Origin of the sequence: thiotrophic endosymbiont of Bathymodiolus puteoserpentis (Logatchev), assembly GCF_900127505.1 — a bacterium.
In the GTDB taxonomy this organism is placed as follows: Bacteria; Pseudomonadota; Gammaproteobacteria; order PS1; family Pseudothioglobaceae; genus Thiodubiliella.
The window spans coordinates 115,773-128,790 of the sequence record NZ_UEXF01000073.1 but is presented as its reverse complement, the minus strand read 5'-3'; the positions used below and the strand labels follow the sequence as shown (position 1 = coordinate 128,790).

The window sequence follows — 13,018 nt, the reverse complement described above, 5'->3', positions numbered from 1 at the left end:
ACATGAAAACAGTAATAATTTTATTAAGTGCATTATTTTTAACTGCTTGTTTTGACAGTGGTGATGCGCAAGCAAAAGAAGAGAATAGGACAAAACTAGGTAAAGCAACTTTTGATAAAAATTGTGTATCTTGTCATGGTAAAGATGCAAGGGGTACATCGACAGATTGGAAGAGACTTTTACCAAATGGCAAATATCCAGCGCCACCATTAAACGGAACAGCGCATGCTTGGCATCATTCACCGAAATTGCTACTAAACACTATTAATAATGGTGGTGTAAAGTTAGGTGGATGGATGCCAGCATTTAAAGACAAACTAACGGATAAAGAAAAGCAGGCAACCCTAGATTATCTACATAGCTTATGGCCAAAAGACATTCAACAAAAATACGATGCGAGGTTCAAATGATTAGTAGAAGAAGTTTTATACAAGCAGGCTTGGTTTTGGCGGCGTTGCCAAAGCAGATTGTATGGGCAAGCGGTAAGGTTTTTCGCAATACTTTTAGAGTGCCAAAGCTAGAACTAGGTAGAAGAGTGGGTAAAGATGTTTATTTCGATTTAAGCATTCAGTCTGGCAGAAGCGCTATTTTCCCCAACAAGGCCACACCAACCTTAGGTATAAATCAAGATTTTCTAGGGGTAACGCTACGCGCTAATAAAGGCGATAGAGTACATATTAGCGTTAAAAACACCATTGATAAAACCACCACACTACACTGGCACGGTATGAAGCTACCCGCCAAAGCCGATGGTGGGCCTCATCAGCCAATTGCGCCGAACCAAATTTGGCAAACTCAGTTTGACATTATTCAGGATGCTGCGACACTTTGGTATCATTCGCATCAATTACACAAAACGGCTGAACAGGTTTACCAAGGCTTAGCGGGGCTATTTATTATTGGCGATGATGCATCTAAAAAACTGAACCTGCCTTCTGAATATGGGGTGGATGATTTACCAGTGATTATTCAGGATAAGGATTTTAACCGCAACGGCTCTTTTTCTTATTTAGGCTCAATGATGGACAGTATGCGTGGCATGAAGGGCAATACAGTGCTGGTTAATGGTGTGGTTAGTCCAGTTTTAAAAGCCAAAAAATCTTTATTACGATTGCGACTACTAAATGGTTCAAATGCCAGAACTTATCATTTAAGTTTTAATGATAATCGTGTGTTTACCATTATTGGTAGTGATGGCGGTCTATTAGAGCATTCGATTAAAGCCAATACGCTGCGTTTGGCACCTGCTGAACGAGTAGAAATTTTGGTGGATGTGAGCGATGGCGGGCGTCCGATTCTACAACATGCTGCTGCGCAAGAGTCATCAAGCATGGGTGGCATGGGGATGATGGGTGGCATGATGAATAATGAGCGTCAGGATATGGATATTTTTCAGATTGATGCCTCTGATACACTTAAAAGCACGGGCAGCATCCCTAAGAATTTAGTCAAGCACAACAACCCACAGCAATCCGCAGTAAGCAAGCAAAGAAGGTTAGTTTTGCAAATGCAAATGGGGCCAAGAATGATGCTTGGTGGCAATGCTTTTAGTATTAATGGCAAGACCATGGATGTTAATCGAATTGATGAAGTGGTTAAGGCTGGCAGTACAGAGATTTGGCATTTAGAAAATACCTCAATGATGCCGCATCCTTTGCATATCCACAATGTACAATTTAAAGTAATTGCTCGTAGAGGCGGGGTTAAAGGGCATGAGTTGGGCTTTAAAGATGTGGTGTTAGTACACCCTAGAGAACGAGTAAGTGTGATTATGAAGTTTCCTGAGTTTCGTGATGCAAAAATACCTTATATGTATCACTGTCATATTTTAGAACATGAAGACAGAGGGATGATGGGACAATTTGTCGTGGTTTAGGTTTGAATATGAAACATACTTATCAAGTTTTAGACATGTCTTGCGGAGGGTGTAAAACCAATGTAGAAAAGGCATTGTTGGCGCTACCTGACATTCATAAGGTCAAGATTGATTTAGCCACTAAAGCCGTGGTGGTTGAAATGCAGAGTCATATATCGCTTGATACCTTACAACAGGCTTTATTGACAGCTGGGTTGCATTATACGATTACTACGCCAGAGCATGGGTTTGCACACCATCCAAAACAACAAACAAGTATTAAAAACGGGAACAGTGTGTTTTATTGTCCGATGTTTTGTGAGGGTGAAAAAACTTACCTAACACAAAGCGGTTGCCCAGTCTGCGGTATGGATTTGGTGGAGCAGCCTAGTACGACGCAAACTCCCCAATTTACTTGTCCAATGCATGCTGAGATTGTTCAAAATATGCCAGGAAGTTGCTCTATTTGCGGCATAGATTTGGTCACACTAGGGGTCGAAGATGGCGAGCAAAAAACCTATCAAAATTTGCTTAAAAAAATGAAAATATCGGTTTTGTTTGCTTTGCCAGTTTTTATTATTTCGATGTCTGATTTAATTCCTGATAACCCACTCAATGTTTTAATGAGCGGACAAAATTTGGGCTTTGTGCAATTTGTTTTAACTTTGCCTATTGTTTTTTGGACTTGTTGGATGTTTTTTGAGCGGGCTTATACATCCATTATCACTTGGAATCTTAATATGTTTACTCTGGTGGGCATTGGCACAGGCGTTGCATTTATTTTTAGCGTGGTAGGGTTGTTTTTTCCTGAGGTTTTTCCCAATGAGTTTAAAACTGAAAGTGGCGTGGTTTTGCTCTATTTTGAAGCCACAGCGGTCATTTTAACTTTGGTTTTATTGGGGCAATTGTTAGAAGCAAAGGCACACAGTCAGACCAGTGGTGCATTGAAAGCATTATTACAATTAGCACCTGCAACAGCAATATTACTTAAGGATAAGGTAGAAGTCGTGATTGCCATTGATAAGATTAAAAAAGACGACTTGTTAAGGGTTAAACCTGGAGATAAAATTGCCGTAGATGGTGTTATCACTCAAGGCAAAAGTAGTCTTGATGAATCAATGATTTCTGGTGAGCCTATTCCTGTTGATAAAGTTGAAGGTGATAAAGTGACTGCTGGTAGCATTAATGGCAATCAGTCTTTTGTCATGCGAGCACAAAAAGTAGGTGCAGAAACCTTGCTTTCTCAAATTATTGAAATGGTTAAAATCGCATCTCGTTCGCGCGCACCGATCCAAAAATTAGCCGACACTATTGCTAAATATTTTGTACCAATCGTGGTTTTAATCGCAATGTTAACTTTTATGATTTGGACTTGGCTTGGACCAGAGCCCGCACTGGTTTATGGCTTTGTGAATGCAGTAGCAGTTTTGATTATTGCTTGTCCTTGTGCTCTAGGCTTAGCAACACCGATGTCAGTCATGGTTGGGGTGGGCAAAGGGGCGCAATCAGGCATACTGATTAAAAACGCCCAAGTTTTAGAAATAATGGATAAGGTTGATGTGTTAATTACTGATAAAACTGGCACGCTCACCCAAGGCAAGCCCTCAGTAGAAGAAGTGTTTTCCCAAACAGGCAACGCTGATGATTTATTGCAAAAAATAGCGTCACTTAATCAATATAGTGAACACCCTTTGGCGCAGGCTGTGGTTGCGTCTGCTAAAGAAAAAAATATCAGTCTTGTTGAAGTGGCAGATTTTGAAGCGATTACGGGTAAAGGTGTAGTTGGCATAATTGATCAACAAAAAATAACATTGGGCAATCTGGCGTTAATGACAACAAATAAGATTAACATTGGTAATGATACATTAATGCAAAAAATAATCTTTGCACAAGAACAAGGTAAAACTGTTTCTTATATCGGTATTGATGACAAGGTATTGGGCTATGTATCTATTAGCGATAGCATTAAATCAAGCAGCAAAAAAGCCATCACTGAGTTAATGGCAAAAGGGGTGGATGTCATTATGATGACAGGCGATAATAAAAATACTGCCAAAGCAGTTGCCGATGAGCTTAATTTAAGTGAATTCCAAGCACAGTGTCTACCAGAAGACAAACTTAATAAAATCAAACAACTTCAAGCACAGGGGAAAATTGTCGCCATGGCAGGTGATGGGGTGAATGACTCACCTGCTTTGGCGCAAGCAGATGTGGGAATAGCAATGGGTACAGGCACTGATGTAGCCATTCAAAGTGCGGAAATTACTTTAGTGCGAGGGGATTTATATGGAATTGTTAAAGCTAAAAAATTAAGTTATGCCGTGATGAAAAATATCAAGCAAAATTTATTTTTTGCATTTATTTACAATGTTTTAGGGGTACCGATAGCTGCTGGGGTATTGTTCCCTGTATTTGGCGTGTTGCTCTCCCCAATGATTGCCGCAACAGCGATGAGTTTTAGTTCGGTGTCGGTCATTGTAAACGCGCTTAGACTTAGAAAAATTTCTTTATGAGGCTCAAAGAATGCTTGTGTAGGTAAAATAGAATTTTTTTTAATATTTTCCCAAACACCAACATGTCTGAAATCACACGCGTCTTAATTGAAGCACTGCCGTATATTCAAAAATTTAAAGACAAAACCATTGTTATTAAATATGGCGGCAATGCAATGATAGACGAAAAACTAAAATCTAGTTTTGCGCGTGATGTTGTGTTGATGAAATCAGTCGGCATGAACCCAATTGTGGTGCATGGTGGCGGACCACAAATCGGCAAAACACTGGAGAAAATCGGCAAGAAAAGTGAATTCATTGGCGGTATGCGTGTGACGGATAGTGAAACTATGGCTGTGGTGAAAAAAGTGTTAGGCGATGTAGTGAATAAAGAAATTGTAGATTTAATTCATCAACATGGCGGACACGCTATTGGTTTAACAGGCAAGGGCAAGTGTTTGGTTTCTGCTAAGAAATTACCAACACCAGAAGGCGTTGATTTGGGTTTTGTGGGCGAAGTGGATAACATTGACACTTCGGTGATTGATGCATCGCTTAATGCTATTCCTGTTATTGCACCTATTGGTATAGGTGCAGATGAGTGCTTTTACAATATTAATGCCGATTTAGTCGCAGGTTCAATCGCTGAAACGCTTGATGCTGAAAAACTGATTTTGTTAACCAACACTATTGGTTTACTAGACGGCGAGGGCGAACTATTAACGGGTTTGAGCGCTAAAAAAGTTGATGAATTAATTGCCGATGGTACAATTCACGGTGGTATGTTGCCAAAGATTGGTTGTGCTCTGTCAGCAGTTAGAAATGGCGTTAAATCCACGCATATTATTGACGGGCGTGTCTCTCACGCCGTGCTTTTAGAAGTCTTTACTGATGGTGGTGTTGGTACTTTGATTACAGAAAACTCATAATGAACAAACCTCATAGAAATAGTATTCAAGTCGTTGATTGTCCAATTTTGGCACATTATCAATTTGATGGTGGGCAGTATATTTTAACTTTGGCATCAGATACCATTGCTAAAGCGACCAAACCAGGGCAATTTGTGCATATCACGGTTTCTGATTCTCTCGCTATGAGGCGACCGATTTCAATTATGTCAGTGGATGTTGAAAATGGTACTTTTGACTTACTCTATAAAATAGTGGGCGAGGGTACGCGCCAATTGTCTGAGCGTAAAATAGGCGATGTGTTATCTATTATTGGACCCATCGGTAATGGTTTTAAACTCACTGATAAAAAACGCCCATTACTCATTGGCGGCGGTGTGGGTATGCCACCGATGATTGCCATTGCGCAACAAATTAAAGATAGGGATTATCAGCCATTTACTATTCTTGGTTCAGAAGTACCATTTCCATTCGATGAAAAGCCAGCAGATAATGCCAAAAATTATGCAGGCGCAACGCACACAATGCCGTTGTTAGAAGATTGGGGTATTGAGTGTCGTTTGGCAAGTTTGCATGGGTTTAAAGGCGCGTTTAAAGGTTTTGTCACTGACCTAGCACGAGCATTTTTAGACACACTTTCTGTTGAAGAGTTAGCACAAGTTGAAGTCTATTCTTGTGGACCGCATCCAATGTTAAAAGCAGTGGCAAAACTTGCTAAGGAGTACAATCTAGCTTGTCAAGTATCTTTAGAAGAATATATGGCGTGTGGGGTTGGCGGTTGTGCGGGTTGTGTGGTTGAAGTGCAAACTGATAACGGTGCAGCAATGAAACGCGTTTGCGTTGATGGACCTGTGTTTGATGCTTACCAAGTATTTTGATTAAAGACAACTTAGCAAAAGTTCAAGCGCGGATTGATAAGGTTAATCACACTCAAGCTGTAACTTTGATTGCGGTTAGCAAAACAAAGCCCGCATCTGATGTACAACAAGCGATTGATGCTGGACAACGCCACTTTGGTGAAAATTACCTACAAGAAGCCTTAGATAAAATTCAAGCATTAAAAAATTCAAAGGTGTGTTGGCATTTTATTGGCCCTATTCAATCCAATAAAACCAAACAAATCGCGCAGAACTTTGATTGGGTGCATAGTGTTGATAGACTTAAAATTGCCAAACGACTTAATGAGCAACGACCAGATAACATGGGAAAACTCAATGTTTTATTGCAAGTTAATATTGATAATGAACCAACTAAATCAGGAGTTTCTCTTGAAGAGATTGATGAAGTTGTTACACAAATTAAATCTTTAGACAAGCTATCACTAAAGGGTTTTATGTGTATTCCCAACCCTGATCATTCACAGCAAAGTTTTGCTAGAATGGCAGAAATAGGAAAAAGATATCCTGACTTAGCTACGCTATCTATGGGTATGAGTCATGATTTAGAATCAGCCATTCAAAACGGTGCGACTTTTGTTAGAATTGGTGCTGATATTTTCGGAAAAAGAGATTGACCCTTTAGGTGTTTAGTCCCACAATCTTATGGTTTGCATTGAACAAGAATATTTTATTAATGATATTGGCTGCAACTATTCTTACGACAGGCTGCGCTAATAGACCAGAAAGTATTTCGGCATCTTATATATCGCATGAACGATATATTGATAATAGTTGTGCAGTTTTGAACACAAAAATGTCAGATGCTAGGGCTGAATTGGCTAAATTCTCAGAAATGCAAAACTCAAAAGCAACCGAAGATGCATGGGGTGTGTTCTTAATTCTCGTTCCAGTTAGTAAATTATCAGGCGATAGTGAAGCAGATGTTGCCAAATACAAAGGCATTGTAGAGGCAATAGAAACAGCACAAATAAAAAACAAATGTAAAGAATGAATATGCTTAGTGAATACTGATTAATAGTATCAAACTATTGATTGCTTTATTGATAACAACCGCCTTTCTTGGCGGTTGTTCTGTTTCTAATGCACCAGAATTTAATACTTGGAAATCTCATCAGCAACTTTATCAAGTGAGTAACAAGTTAAAAATTGGAGATATTATTGTTACTAGCAAAGATTGGACAAGACCACTATCATGGTTTGGACATTCCGCAATAATGGTTAGTAAATACAAAGTTGGTGAATATCCACAATTTTGTACTGGTTATTATGAAACAGATGTCATACTGTGGTTGAGTAAGAAAGAAAAATTTACAGCCTTAAGGTATAAGGTATTCAATAAAAAATTTAAAACTGCTTTTTTGAAAAATATTTCTAAGGCAAAGTACAAGCAATATAAGATAGTTGAAAAAACCGATAATAGCGCGTTTTATTGCTCTCAGTATATTTGGTATTTGTATTGGAAAACTGCCCAAGATTTGGGTTATGATTTAGATATTGATAAGGACGGTGGTTATTTTGTTACACCGTATGACTTATTGAATTCTAAATATTTTGACAGGGTATTATTCACACCATAAAAATTAAGGTTTTAATTACTGGTGGTACGATTGATAAAATCTATAACACTTCAACAGGTGAATTGACTTTTGTCGAAACGCATATTATCGATATGCTTAATCGCTCGCATTCAGTGGCAGAAATATTGAAAAGATACTCTGATGTGGATACGCTATCTATGGGTATGAGTCATGATTTAGAATCAGCTATTCAAAACGGTGCAACTTTTGTTAGGGTTGGTACAGGCATTTTTGGCGTGAGAAATTAATGCTTGAGTTTTTTGTAGAAATTCTCATGCACACCAACCAATAGCAACAGTCGATATTCTTCACGCCATTGGTAAGCCAATAAAAATTGCTGATTAACGCAATCAAACTTATAAATAAATACACCAGATAAGTCGCCTTGTTTTTCTCTACCTAATGAAGGGTCATCAACAATGGCATGAATTGCTTCGTTAACTTTTTCTAGTTGATTTTTTTGTAGTTTTTTATAAACCTTTTTAAAGGAAGGCTTTTGTTCAATCTTCATTGATCCGTAAATTCAAATGGTTCATTTTCTTCATTTTTGGCAATCAACAATTTTTCAACCATATCAACTGGAAGGTCTGGGTTGTGCATTGCTGCACGACCAATTCTAGCCCAATATTCAATTTGATTAGGCACAGTTCTAAGTTCTGCCTTTGCTTGAATTTTGGCTTGATTGTAAAAATCATCATTTATTCTAATAGATATACTCATTACTTTTCTCCAGTGTTATTTCTATATTATGCAAAAAGCTTTTAATGCTATTTTACTACAATTGTGGTAAATTGCAACAAAGTGCATATTATTCTTATTTTCCTAATAAATAGGTATCATTCACACCATGAAAATTAAGGTTTTGATTACTGGCGGCACGATTGATAAAGTCTATAACATTTCAACAGGTGAATTAGCCTTTGTAGAAACACATATTATTGATATGCTCAACCGTTCGCGCTCAATGGCAGAGACCTTGTCCGAAGTGTTATTTTTGAAAGATTCATTAGAGATAACGCATGACAACAGAGCTTTGATTTTATCTAAATGTCTTGAATCTGGAGAAGATGCTATCTTAATCACGCATGGTACGGACACCATGGTAGAAACCGCTCAATTATTAGGTGAGAATATTCAAGATAAAACCATTGTTTTGTTTGGCGCGATGATACCTTATTCAGTGAATCAATCGGACGGTTTGTTTAACCTAGGTTTTGCACTTAGTAGTGTGCAAAATCAGCCATCTGGTGTGTATGTTGCTATGAATGGTAAAGTGTTTGATTTTGATAAGGTGCAAAAAAACACCTCGCTAGGTATTTTCGAAAACATCTAGGCGTTATAATACCAGTCTAATGAGCAAAAAATTACTATCGCACAGCGTTAAAATACTTAAGCTAAGTACTTGGATTGGCGGTATTTTAGCAACACTTATTGTTTTGATTGTCATAGTTGTTATAACCTTTCCTGTATTGATTAAAGAGCCCTTTGAAGCGCAATTATCCGAACTTAGTGATTTAGATGTTAAAATTTCTAAACCCTATTTTGATTTTAAGAATGGCAATATATCTTTGAAAATAGATAAATTGGAAGCATTCGCTATTGAGCCAGCACCAAACAGTAGCCCTCTGAGAGGGCAGAAAAATCTAGTTGTGGTGGCTGATAATTTAAAATGGGAGTTATATTTATACTTATTATTCAATGATATTTACAATCCAGATAAGATTTCTATTGGTGTTCTGACACTTGATTTAAATGCCGTTCAAAGCAACATTGAATTTGATGTTGAGCAAGTTCAGTATTTGGCAGCCCTACCGAACTCAGAGATATTTGATTTTTTAAAGGCGTTAGATATTAATAAAATGCTCATCAAAGAAGGTGATCAAAATATTGAAATTGCACCCCTATCAATTACTTCTAACAATAAGCAACTTACACTTAAGATTACTGGACAGAGCTTAAGCCTTAAGGCATCAGAGCCAAATACGAGCAAGGTAGATATTATTGCTACCATTCTTGGTGCTCAATCTGAAAATGCGCTGTTAAATTTACCAATCACAATTAGTAATGAAGATTTATTGATAACAACGAATGTTAAATTTACCAATCAGGCGGGAGATAATGTTGTTGAGTTTGAGAGTTTTCTAGAGCAAATGTTAGTCAACAAACTTGTCAATTATTTACCATCACAATTAGTGGGCGATGATACTTATACTTGGATAAAACAGGGGTTTCTTGCTGGCATATTGCAAGATTCAAAACTTAAAATTAAGAAAAATCTATCAAAATTAAGCGATGCACAAGTGCAATTCAGTAGCCAATTAAAAGAGGTGGAGCTTGAGTTTAGTGAGGATTGGGAGCCACTTAAAAAACTTAACGCCAGTTTTGAAACGGATGGCAAAAGAATGACAGTGATGGTGCATGATACCGAACTTAATAATATGACACTCAATACGCTTAAGGTTCAAATTGACGATATAAGCCAACAGGATTTAGATGTCAAAGTCACGGGCAAAATTAATACTCAGAGCGAGCGTTTGGTTGATTTTTTAAAGCGCTCGCCACTTGATAAATCGGTGCATGAGACGCTAAATAGTATTAATTTATCTGGCAAGGTAACTGGCAATATGCGCTTGGTGATTCCACTAGATGAAAGAGAGTCAATATTAGATATTGATTTGATCCTGAAAAACAATCGTTTGTCCGTTCTAGATGATGGCGTTGTGGTTAAGAATTACGATTCAAAGCTGGCATTTCATAACAATGAAATTACCGCTATTGGTGCAGGCAATATTCGCGGTATGCCGTTTGACATTCGTATCAACCCTAAGAAAACAGACAACAGCGACACTACTTTTAGTGTGATGTTGACCAATCAGAATAACGGGCTTAAGGCTTATATTGATAAGCAACTTGATCAATCTTGGCGTGGAAGGATTGAATCCAAATCGGTTAAGGGCAAGGTGGCAGTTTTCCCAAATGAAGCGGGTATTCCAAATGTTAGATTATTAGAGCTGCAAGTTACAAGTTTAGGTGTGATTAAAGGTGAATGGAAGATCACGCCAAAAGATTTTCCTAGTATGCATTTAAACGCTACAAACATTCGCATTAACGAAAATATTTTCCCAGATTTTGGTGCTGAATTGGTGTCTAAGGATGGCGTGCTTTCCATTAATAATTTACAGTTTAAAGGGATTGGCGTTAGCAAAAAAGTGCTTAATTTTCAAGGCTCTTGGGATGGTAAAAACACACAACTTAGCGCTAAGGCAAAAGGCAAGAGTTTGTCTGAATTTTTGCAGCGGCTGAAAGTTAAAGAAAAAGCCACGGGTGGAGAATTTGATTTTGATGTGAGTCTTGCTTGCGAATGTGCTCCATGGAATATGAGCTATCAAAATATCACTGGTTATCTCGATATGAATGTTAAAAAAGGCGTATTTACCGACCAAGACCCTCATATTGGACGAATTTTGTCACTGCTCAATATTAAATCAATTGCTAAACGCCTAAGCTTAAATTTTTCTGATGTTACCAACAAAGGCTTTACTTATGAACATATAAAAACGCAGGTGCGTCTAAAAAATGCAGTTGCTAAGATTGAGGATTTTAACTTAAAAGCTTTATCGGGCAATATTGTTCTGACAGGGCAAAGTCATATTACGGATAAGCAATATGACTTGATAGCAAAAGTAACACCTGCCATCAGCAACGCTGTACCTATTGCCACCTATCTTGCAGGAGGTGGGTTGATTGGCTTAGGTGTGTGGGCAATAGACAAAACATTGTTTGGCGGTGATTTAATTAATAAAGCCGCAGTGTTTAAATATAAAATTACGGGAGCGTGGGATAAACCTATTATTAAAGAACAATGATTGAACAATTACTTAATGAAAATTATCTAAACCAAGATAAAATTGAAGGCTTGCTTTCGGACTTATTTGTCAAAGGCATTGACTATGCAGATTTGTATTTCCAACATTCAATTGCTGAATCTTGGTTCTTAGAAGAAGGCATCGTCAAATCTGGCACCTATAATATTAGTCATGGTGTTGGTGCGCGTTCGGTTAAGGCAGAGCAAACAGGGTTTGCTTATTCAGATGATTTAAACATTGATGCCATTCAAAAAGCCGTTGATTTTGCCAAAGGTATCTCTAAAAACCAAGTAGCACAAAAAATTCAGACTTTGCAGTCAATCCCTTATGTGGCTAAGTACAACGGCTTGAGCCCATTAGACAGTCTGAACTCAGCAGAGAAGGTTGATTTGCTAAAACGCATTGATAACATTGCCAGAAAAGAGCCAAAAGTTAAACAAGTCAGTGCCTCACTATCAGGGGCTTATACCGAGGTGTTGATTGTTTCAACCGATGGCGTTTATCAAAAAGATTATCGCCCTATGGTGCGTATCAGTGTTAGCGTGATTGTTGAGCATGAGGGTAGAATTGAGTCAGCTTCAAGTGGTGGTGGTGGTCGTTATGATTATCGGTATTTTGTCGATCATAATTTTGCTGAAGTCTATGCCCAAGAAGCCATTCGTCAAGCGTTAGTCGCACTTGAGGCGCAAGACGCTCCTGCTGGCAAACTACCCGTAATCTTAGGGCCAGGTTGGCCAGGGGTGTTGTTGCACGAGGCTATTGGACACGGCTTAGAGGGGGATTTTAATCGCAAAGGCACCTCTGTTTTTACGGGGAAAATTGGCGAACAAGTTGCCAGTGAAAAATGCAACATTGTTGATAACGGCACTTTGGCCAATCGCCGTGGTTCTTTAACCGTTGATGATGAAGGCACACAGACGCAAAATACCACTTTGATTGAAAATGGCATTTTGAAAGGTTATATGTTTGATAAGATGAACGCAAAATTGATGGGCGTTGAGCCAACGGGTAATGGGCGACGCGAATCTTATGCGCATATCCCGATGCCAAGAATGACCAATACCTATATGCTCAATGGTGAAGACACATTAGAGGATATGATTGCCTCCGTTGATGATGGACTCTACGCTGTGAATTTTGATGGCGGTCAAGTTGACATCACCTCAGGTAAGTTTGTTTTCTCAGCAAATGAAGCCTATCTTATTAAGAATGGCAAAATCACCACACCCGTCAAAGGCGCAACCCTCATCGGCTCTGGCGATGAAGCACTGAAGAAAATATCTATGGTAGCAAACGATTTAAAACTTGATAGTGGTGTTGGTGTTTGTGGCAAAGACGGACAAAGCGTGCCAGTAGGCGTTGGACAACCTAGCCTTAAAATTGACGAGCTTACTGTTGGTGGTACGCAAGTATGATAACGC

13 protein-coding genes and 1 pseudogene are annotated in these 13,018 nt (G+C 38.5%); 12 read left to right on the top strand and 2 right to left on the bottom strand.

The window, feature by feature from the left end:
* Nucleotides 1-2 precede the first annotated feature (2 nt).
* From BHECKSOX2_RS09405 to BHECKSOX2_RS09365, 9 genes and pseudogenes are all read left to right on the top strand, one after another.
* The gene (locus BHECKSOX2_RS09405; protein ID WP_139683357.1) at nucleotides 3-410 is read left to right on the top strand and encodes a c-type cytochrome; all 408 of its coding nucleotides are present in this window, start codon (nucleotides 3-5) and stop codon (nucleotides 408-410) included.
* On the top strand, nucleotides 407-1,876 hold the full coding sequence (locus BHECKSOX2_RS09400; protein WP_180323745.1) for a multicopper oxidase family protein: 1,470 nt from the start codon (nucleotides 407-409) through the stop codon (nucleotides 1,874-1,876). The genes BHECKSOX2_RS09405 and BHECKSOX2_RS09400 overlap by 4 nt, the downstream gene beginning before the upstream one ends.
* An 8-nt stretch (nucleotides 1,877-1,884) precedes the next feature.
* Nucleotides 1,885-4,368, top strand: a complete 2,484-nt coding sequence (locus BHECKSOX2_RS09395) for a heavy metal translocating P-type ATPase (RefSeq protein WP_139683355.1) — start codon at nucleotides 1,885-1,887, stop codon at nucleotides 4,366-4,368.
* A gap of 62 nt (nucleotides 4,369-4,430) precedes the next feature.
* Complete coding sequence (gene argB / locus BHECKSOX2_RS09390; protein WP_139683354.1) at nucleotides 4,431-5,276, top strand: acetylglutamate kinase; 846 nt, start codon at nucleotides 4,431-4,433, stop codon at nucleotides 5,274-5,276.
* Nucleotides 5,276-6,133: a dihydroorotate dehydrogenase electron transfer subunit gene (locus BHECKSOX2_RS09385; protein ID WP_139683353.1), complete on the top strand. Its 858-nt coding sequence runs from the start codon at nucleotides 5,276-5,278 to the stop codon at nucleotides 6,131-6,133. The genes argB and BHECKSOX2_RS09385 overlap by 1 nt, the downstream gene beginning before the upstream one ends.
* On the top strand, nucleotides 6,130-6,768 hold the full coding sequence (locus tag BHECKSOX2_RS09380) for a YggS family pyridoxal phosphate-dependent enzyme (protein WP_139683352.1): 639 nt from the start codon (nucleotides 6,130-6,132) through the stop codon (nucleotides 6,766-6,768). The genes BHECKSOX2_RS09385 and BHECKSOX2_RS09380 overlap by 4 nt, the downstream gene beginning before the upstream one ends.
* Before the next feature lie 38 nt (nucleotides 6,769-6,806).
* Complete coding sequence (locus BHECKSOX2_RS09375) at nucleotides 6,807-7,145, top strand: hypothetical protein (RefSeq protein ID WP_245391370.1); 339 nt, start codon at nucleotides 6,807-6,809, stop codon at nucleotides 7,143-7,145.
* Nucleotides 7,146-7,182: 37 nt separating this feature from the next.
* Nucleotides 7,183-7,731, top strand: coding sequence for a hypothetical protein (locus BHECKSOX2_RS09370; protein WP_139683351.1), 549 nt, complete (start codon nucleotides 7,183-7,185; stop codon nucleotides 7,729-7,731).
* 131 nt (nucleotides 7,732-7,862) lie between these two features.
* Nucleotides 7,863-7,979, top strand: a pseudogene (locus BHECKSOX2_RS09365) (YggS family pyridoxal phosphate-dependent enzyme); the annotation flags it as partial.
* Here the strand turns inward: BHECKSOX2_RS09365 and BHECKSOX2_RS09360 are convergent.
* Both BHECKSOX2_RS09360 and BHECKSOX2_RS09355 read right to left on the bottom strand, forming a co-directional pair.
* The gene (locus BHECKSOX2_RS09360; protein ID WP_139683349.1) at nucleotides 7,976-8,242 is read right to left on the bottom strand and encodes a type II toxin-antitoxin system RelE/ParE family toxin; all 267 of its coding nucleotides are present in this window, start codon (nucleotides 8,240-8,242) and stop codon (nucleotides 7,976-7,978) included. The pseudogene BHECKSOX2_RS09365 and the gene BHECKSOX2_RS09360 sit on opposite strands and share 4 nt — an antisense overlap.
* The gene (locus BHECKSOX2_RS09355) at nucleotides 8,239-8,451 is read right to left on the bottom strand and encodes a TA system antitoxin ParD family protein (RefSeq protein ID WP_139683348.1); all 213 of its coding nucleotides are present in this window, start codon (nucleotides 8,449-8,451) and stop codon (nucleotides 8,239-8,241) included. The genes BHECKSOX2_RS09360 and BHECKSOX2_RS09355 overlap by 4 nt, the downstream gene beginning before the upstream one ends.
* 127 nt (nucleotides 8,452-8,578) lie before the next feature.
* Here BHECKSOX2_RS09355 and BHECKSOX2_RS09350 point away from each other — a divergent pair, with 127 nt between their 5' ends.
* From BHECKSOX2_RS09350 to tldD, 3 genes are read left to right on the top strand one after another with little or no spacing between them, the layout of a single operon-like run.
* On the top strand, nucleotides 8,579-9,064 hold the full coding sequence (locus BHECKSOX2_RS09350) for an asparaginase domain-containing protein (protein ID WP_139683347.1): 486 nt from the start codon (nucleotides 8,579-8,581) through the stop codon (nucleotides 9,062-9,064).
* 19 nt (nucleotides 9,065-9,083) lie between these two features.
* Nucleotides 9,084-11,597 (top strand): YhdP family protein, encoded by a 2,514-nt coding sequence (locus BHECKSOX2_RS09345; protein WP_139683346.1) that lies wholly within the window; start codon nucleotides 9,084-9,086, stop codon nucleotides 11,595-11,597.
* The gene (tldD, locus tag BHECKSOX2_RS09340) at nucleotides 11,594-13,012 is read left to right on the top strand and encodes a metalloprotease TldD (protein WP_139683345.1); all 1,419 of its coding nucleotides are present in this window, start codon (nucleotides 11,594-11,596) and stop codon (nucleotides 13,010-13,012) included. The genes BHECKSOX2_RS09345 and tldD overlap by 4 nt, the downstream gene beginning before the upstream one ends.
* Nucleotides 13,013-13,018 lie beyond the last annotated feature (6 nt).

Excerpts from the sequence above, each read along its gene's own strand:
- BHECKSOX2_RS09350 (WP_139683347.1), top strand. The coding sequence starts at position 8,579 with ATGAAAATTAAGGTTTTGATTACTGGCGGCACGATTGATAAAGTCTAT.
- BHECKSOX2_RS09360 (WP_139683349.1), bottom strand. The coding sequence starts at position 8,242 with ATGAAGATTGAACAAAAGCCTTCCTTTAAAAAGGTTTATAAAAAACTA.
- BHECKSOX2_RS09400 (WP_180323745.1), top strand. The coding sequence starts at position 407 with ATGATTAGTAGAAGAAGTTTTATACAAGCAGGCTTGGTTTTGGCGGCG.
- BHECKSOX2_RS09385 (WP_139683353.1), top strand. The coding sequence starts at position 5,276 with ATGAACAAACCTCATAGAAATAGTATTCAAGTCGTTGATTGTCCAATT.
- tldD (WP_139683345.1), top strand. The coding sequence starts at position 11,594 with ATGATTGAACAATTACTTAATGAAAATTATCTAAACCAAGATAAAATT.
- BHECKSOX2_RS09355 (WP_139683348.1), bottom strand. The coding sequence starts at position 8,451 with ATGAGTATATCTATTAGAATAAATGATGATTTTTACAATCAAGCCAAA.
- BHECKSOX2_RS09395 (WP_139683355.1), top strand. The coding sequence starts at position 1,885 with ATGAAACATACTTATCAAGTTTTAGACATGTCTTGCGGAGGGTGTAAA.
- argB (WP_139683354.1), top strand. The coding sequence starts at position 4,431 with ATGTCTGAAATCACACGCGTCTTAATTGAAGCACTGCCGTATATTCAA.
- BHECKSOX2_RS09345 (WP_139683346.1), top strand. The coding sequence starts at position 9,084 with ATGAGCAAAAAATTACTATCGCACAGCGTTAAAATACTTAAGCTAAGT.
- BHECKSOX2_RS09405 (WP_139683357.1), top strand. The coding sequence starts at position 3 with ATGAAAACAGTAATAATTTTATTAAGTGCATTATTTTTAACTGCTTGT.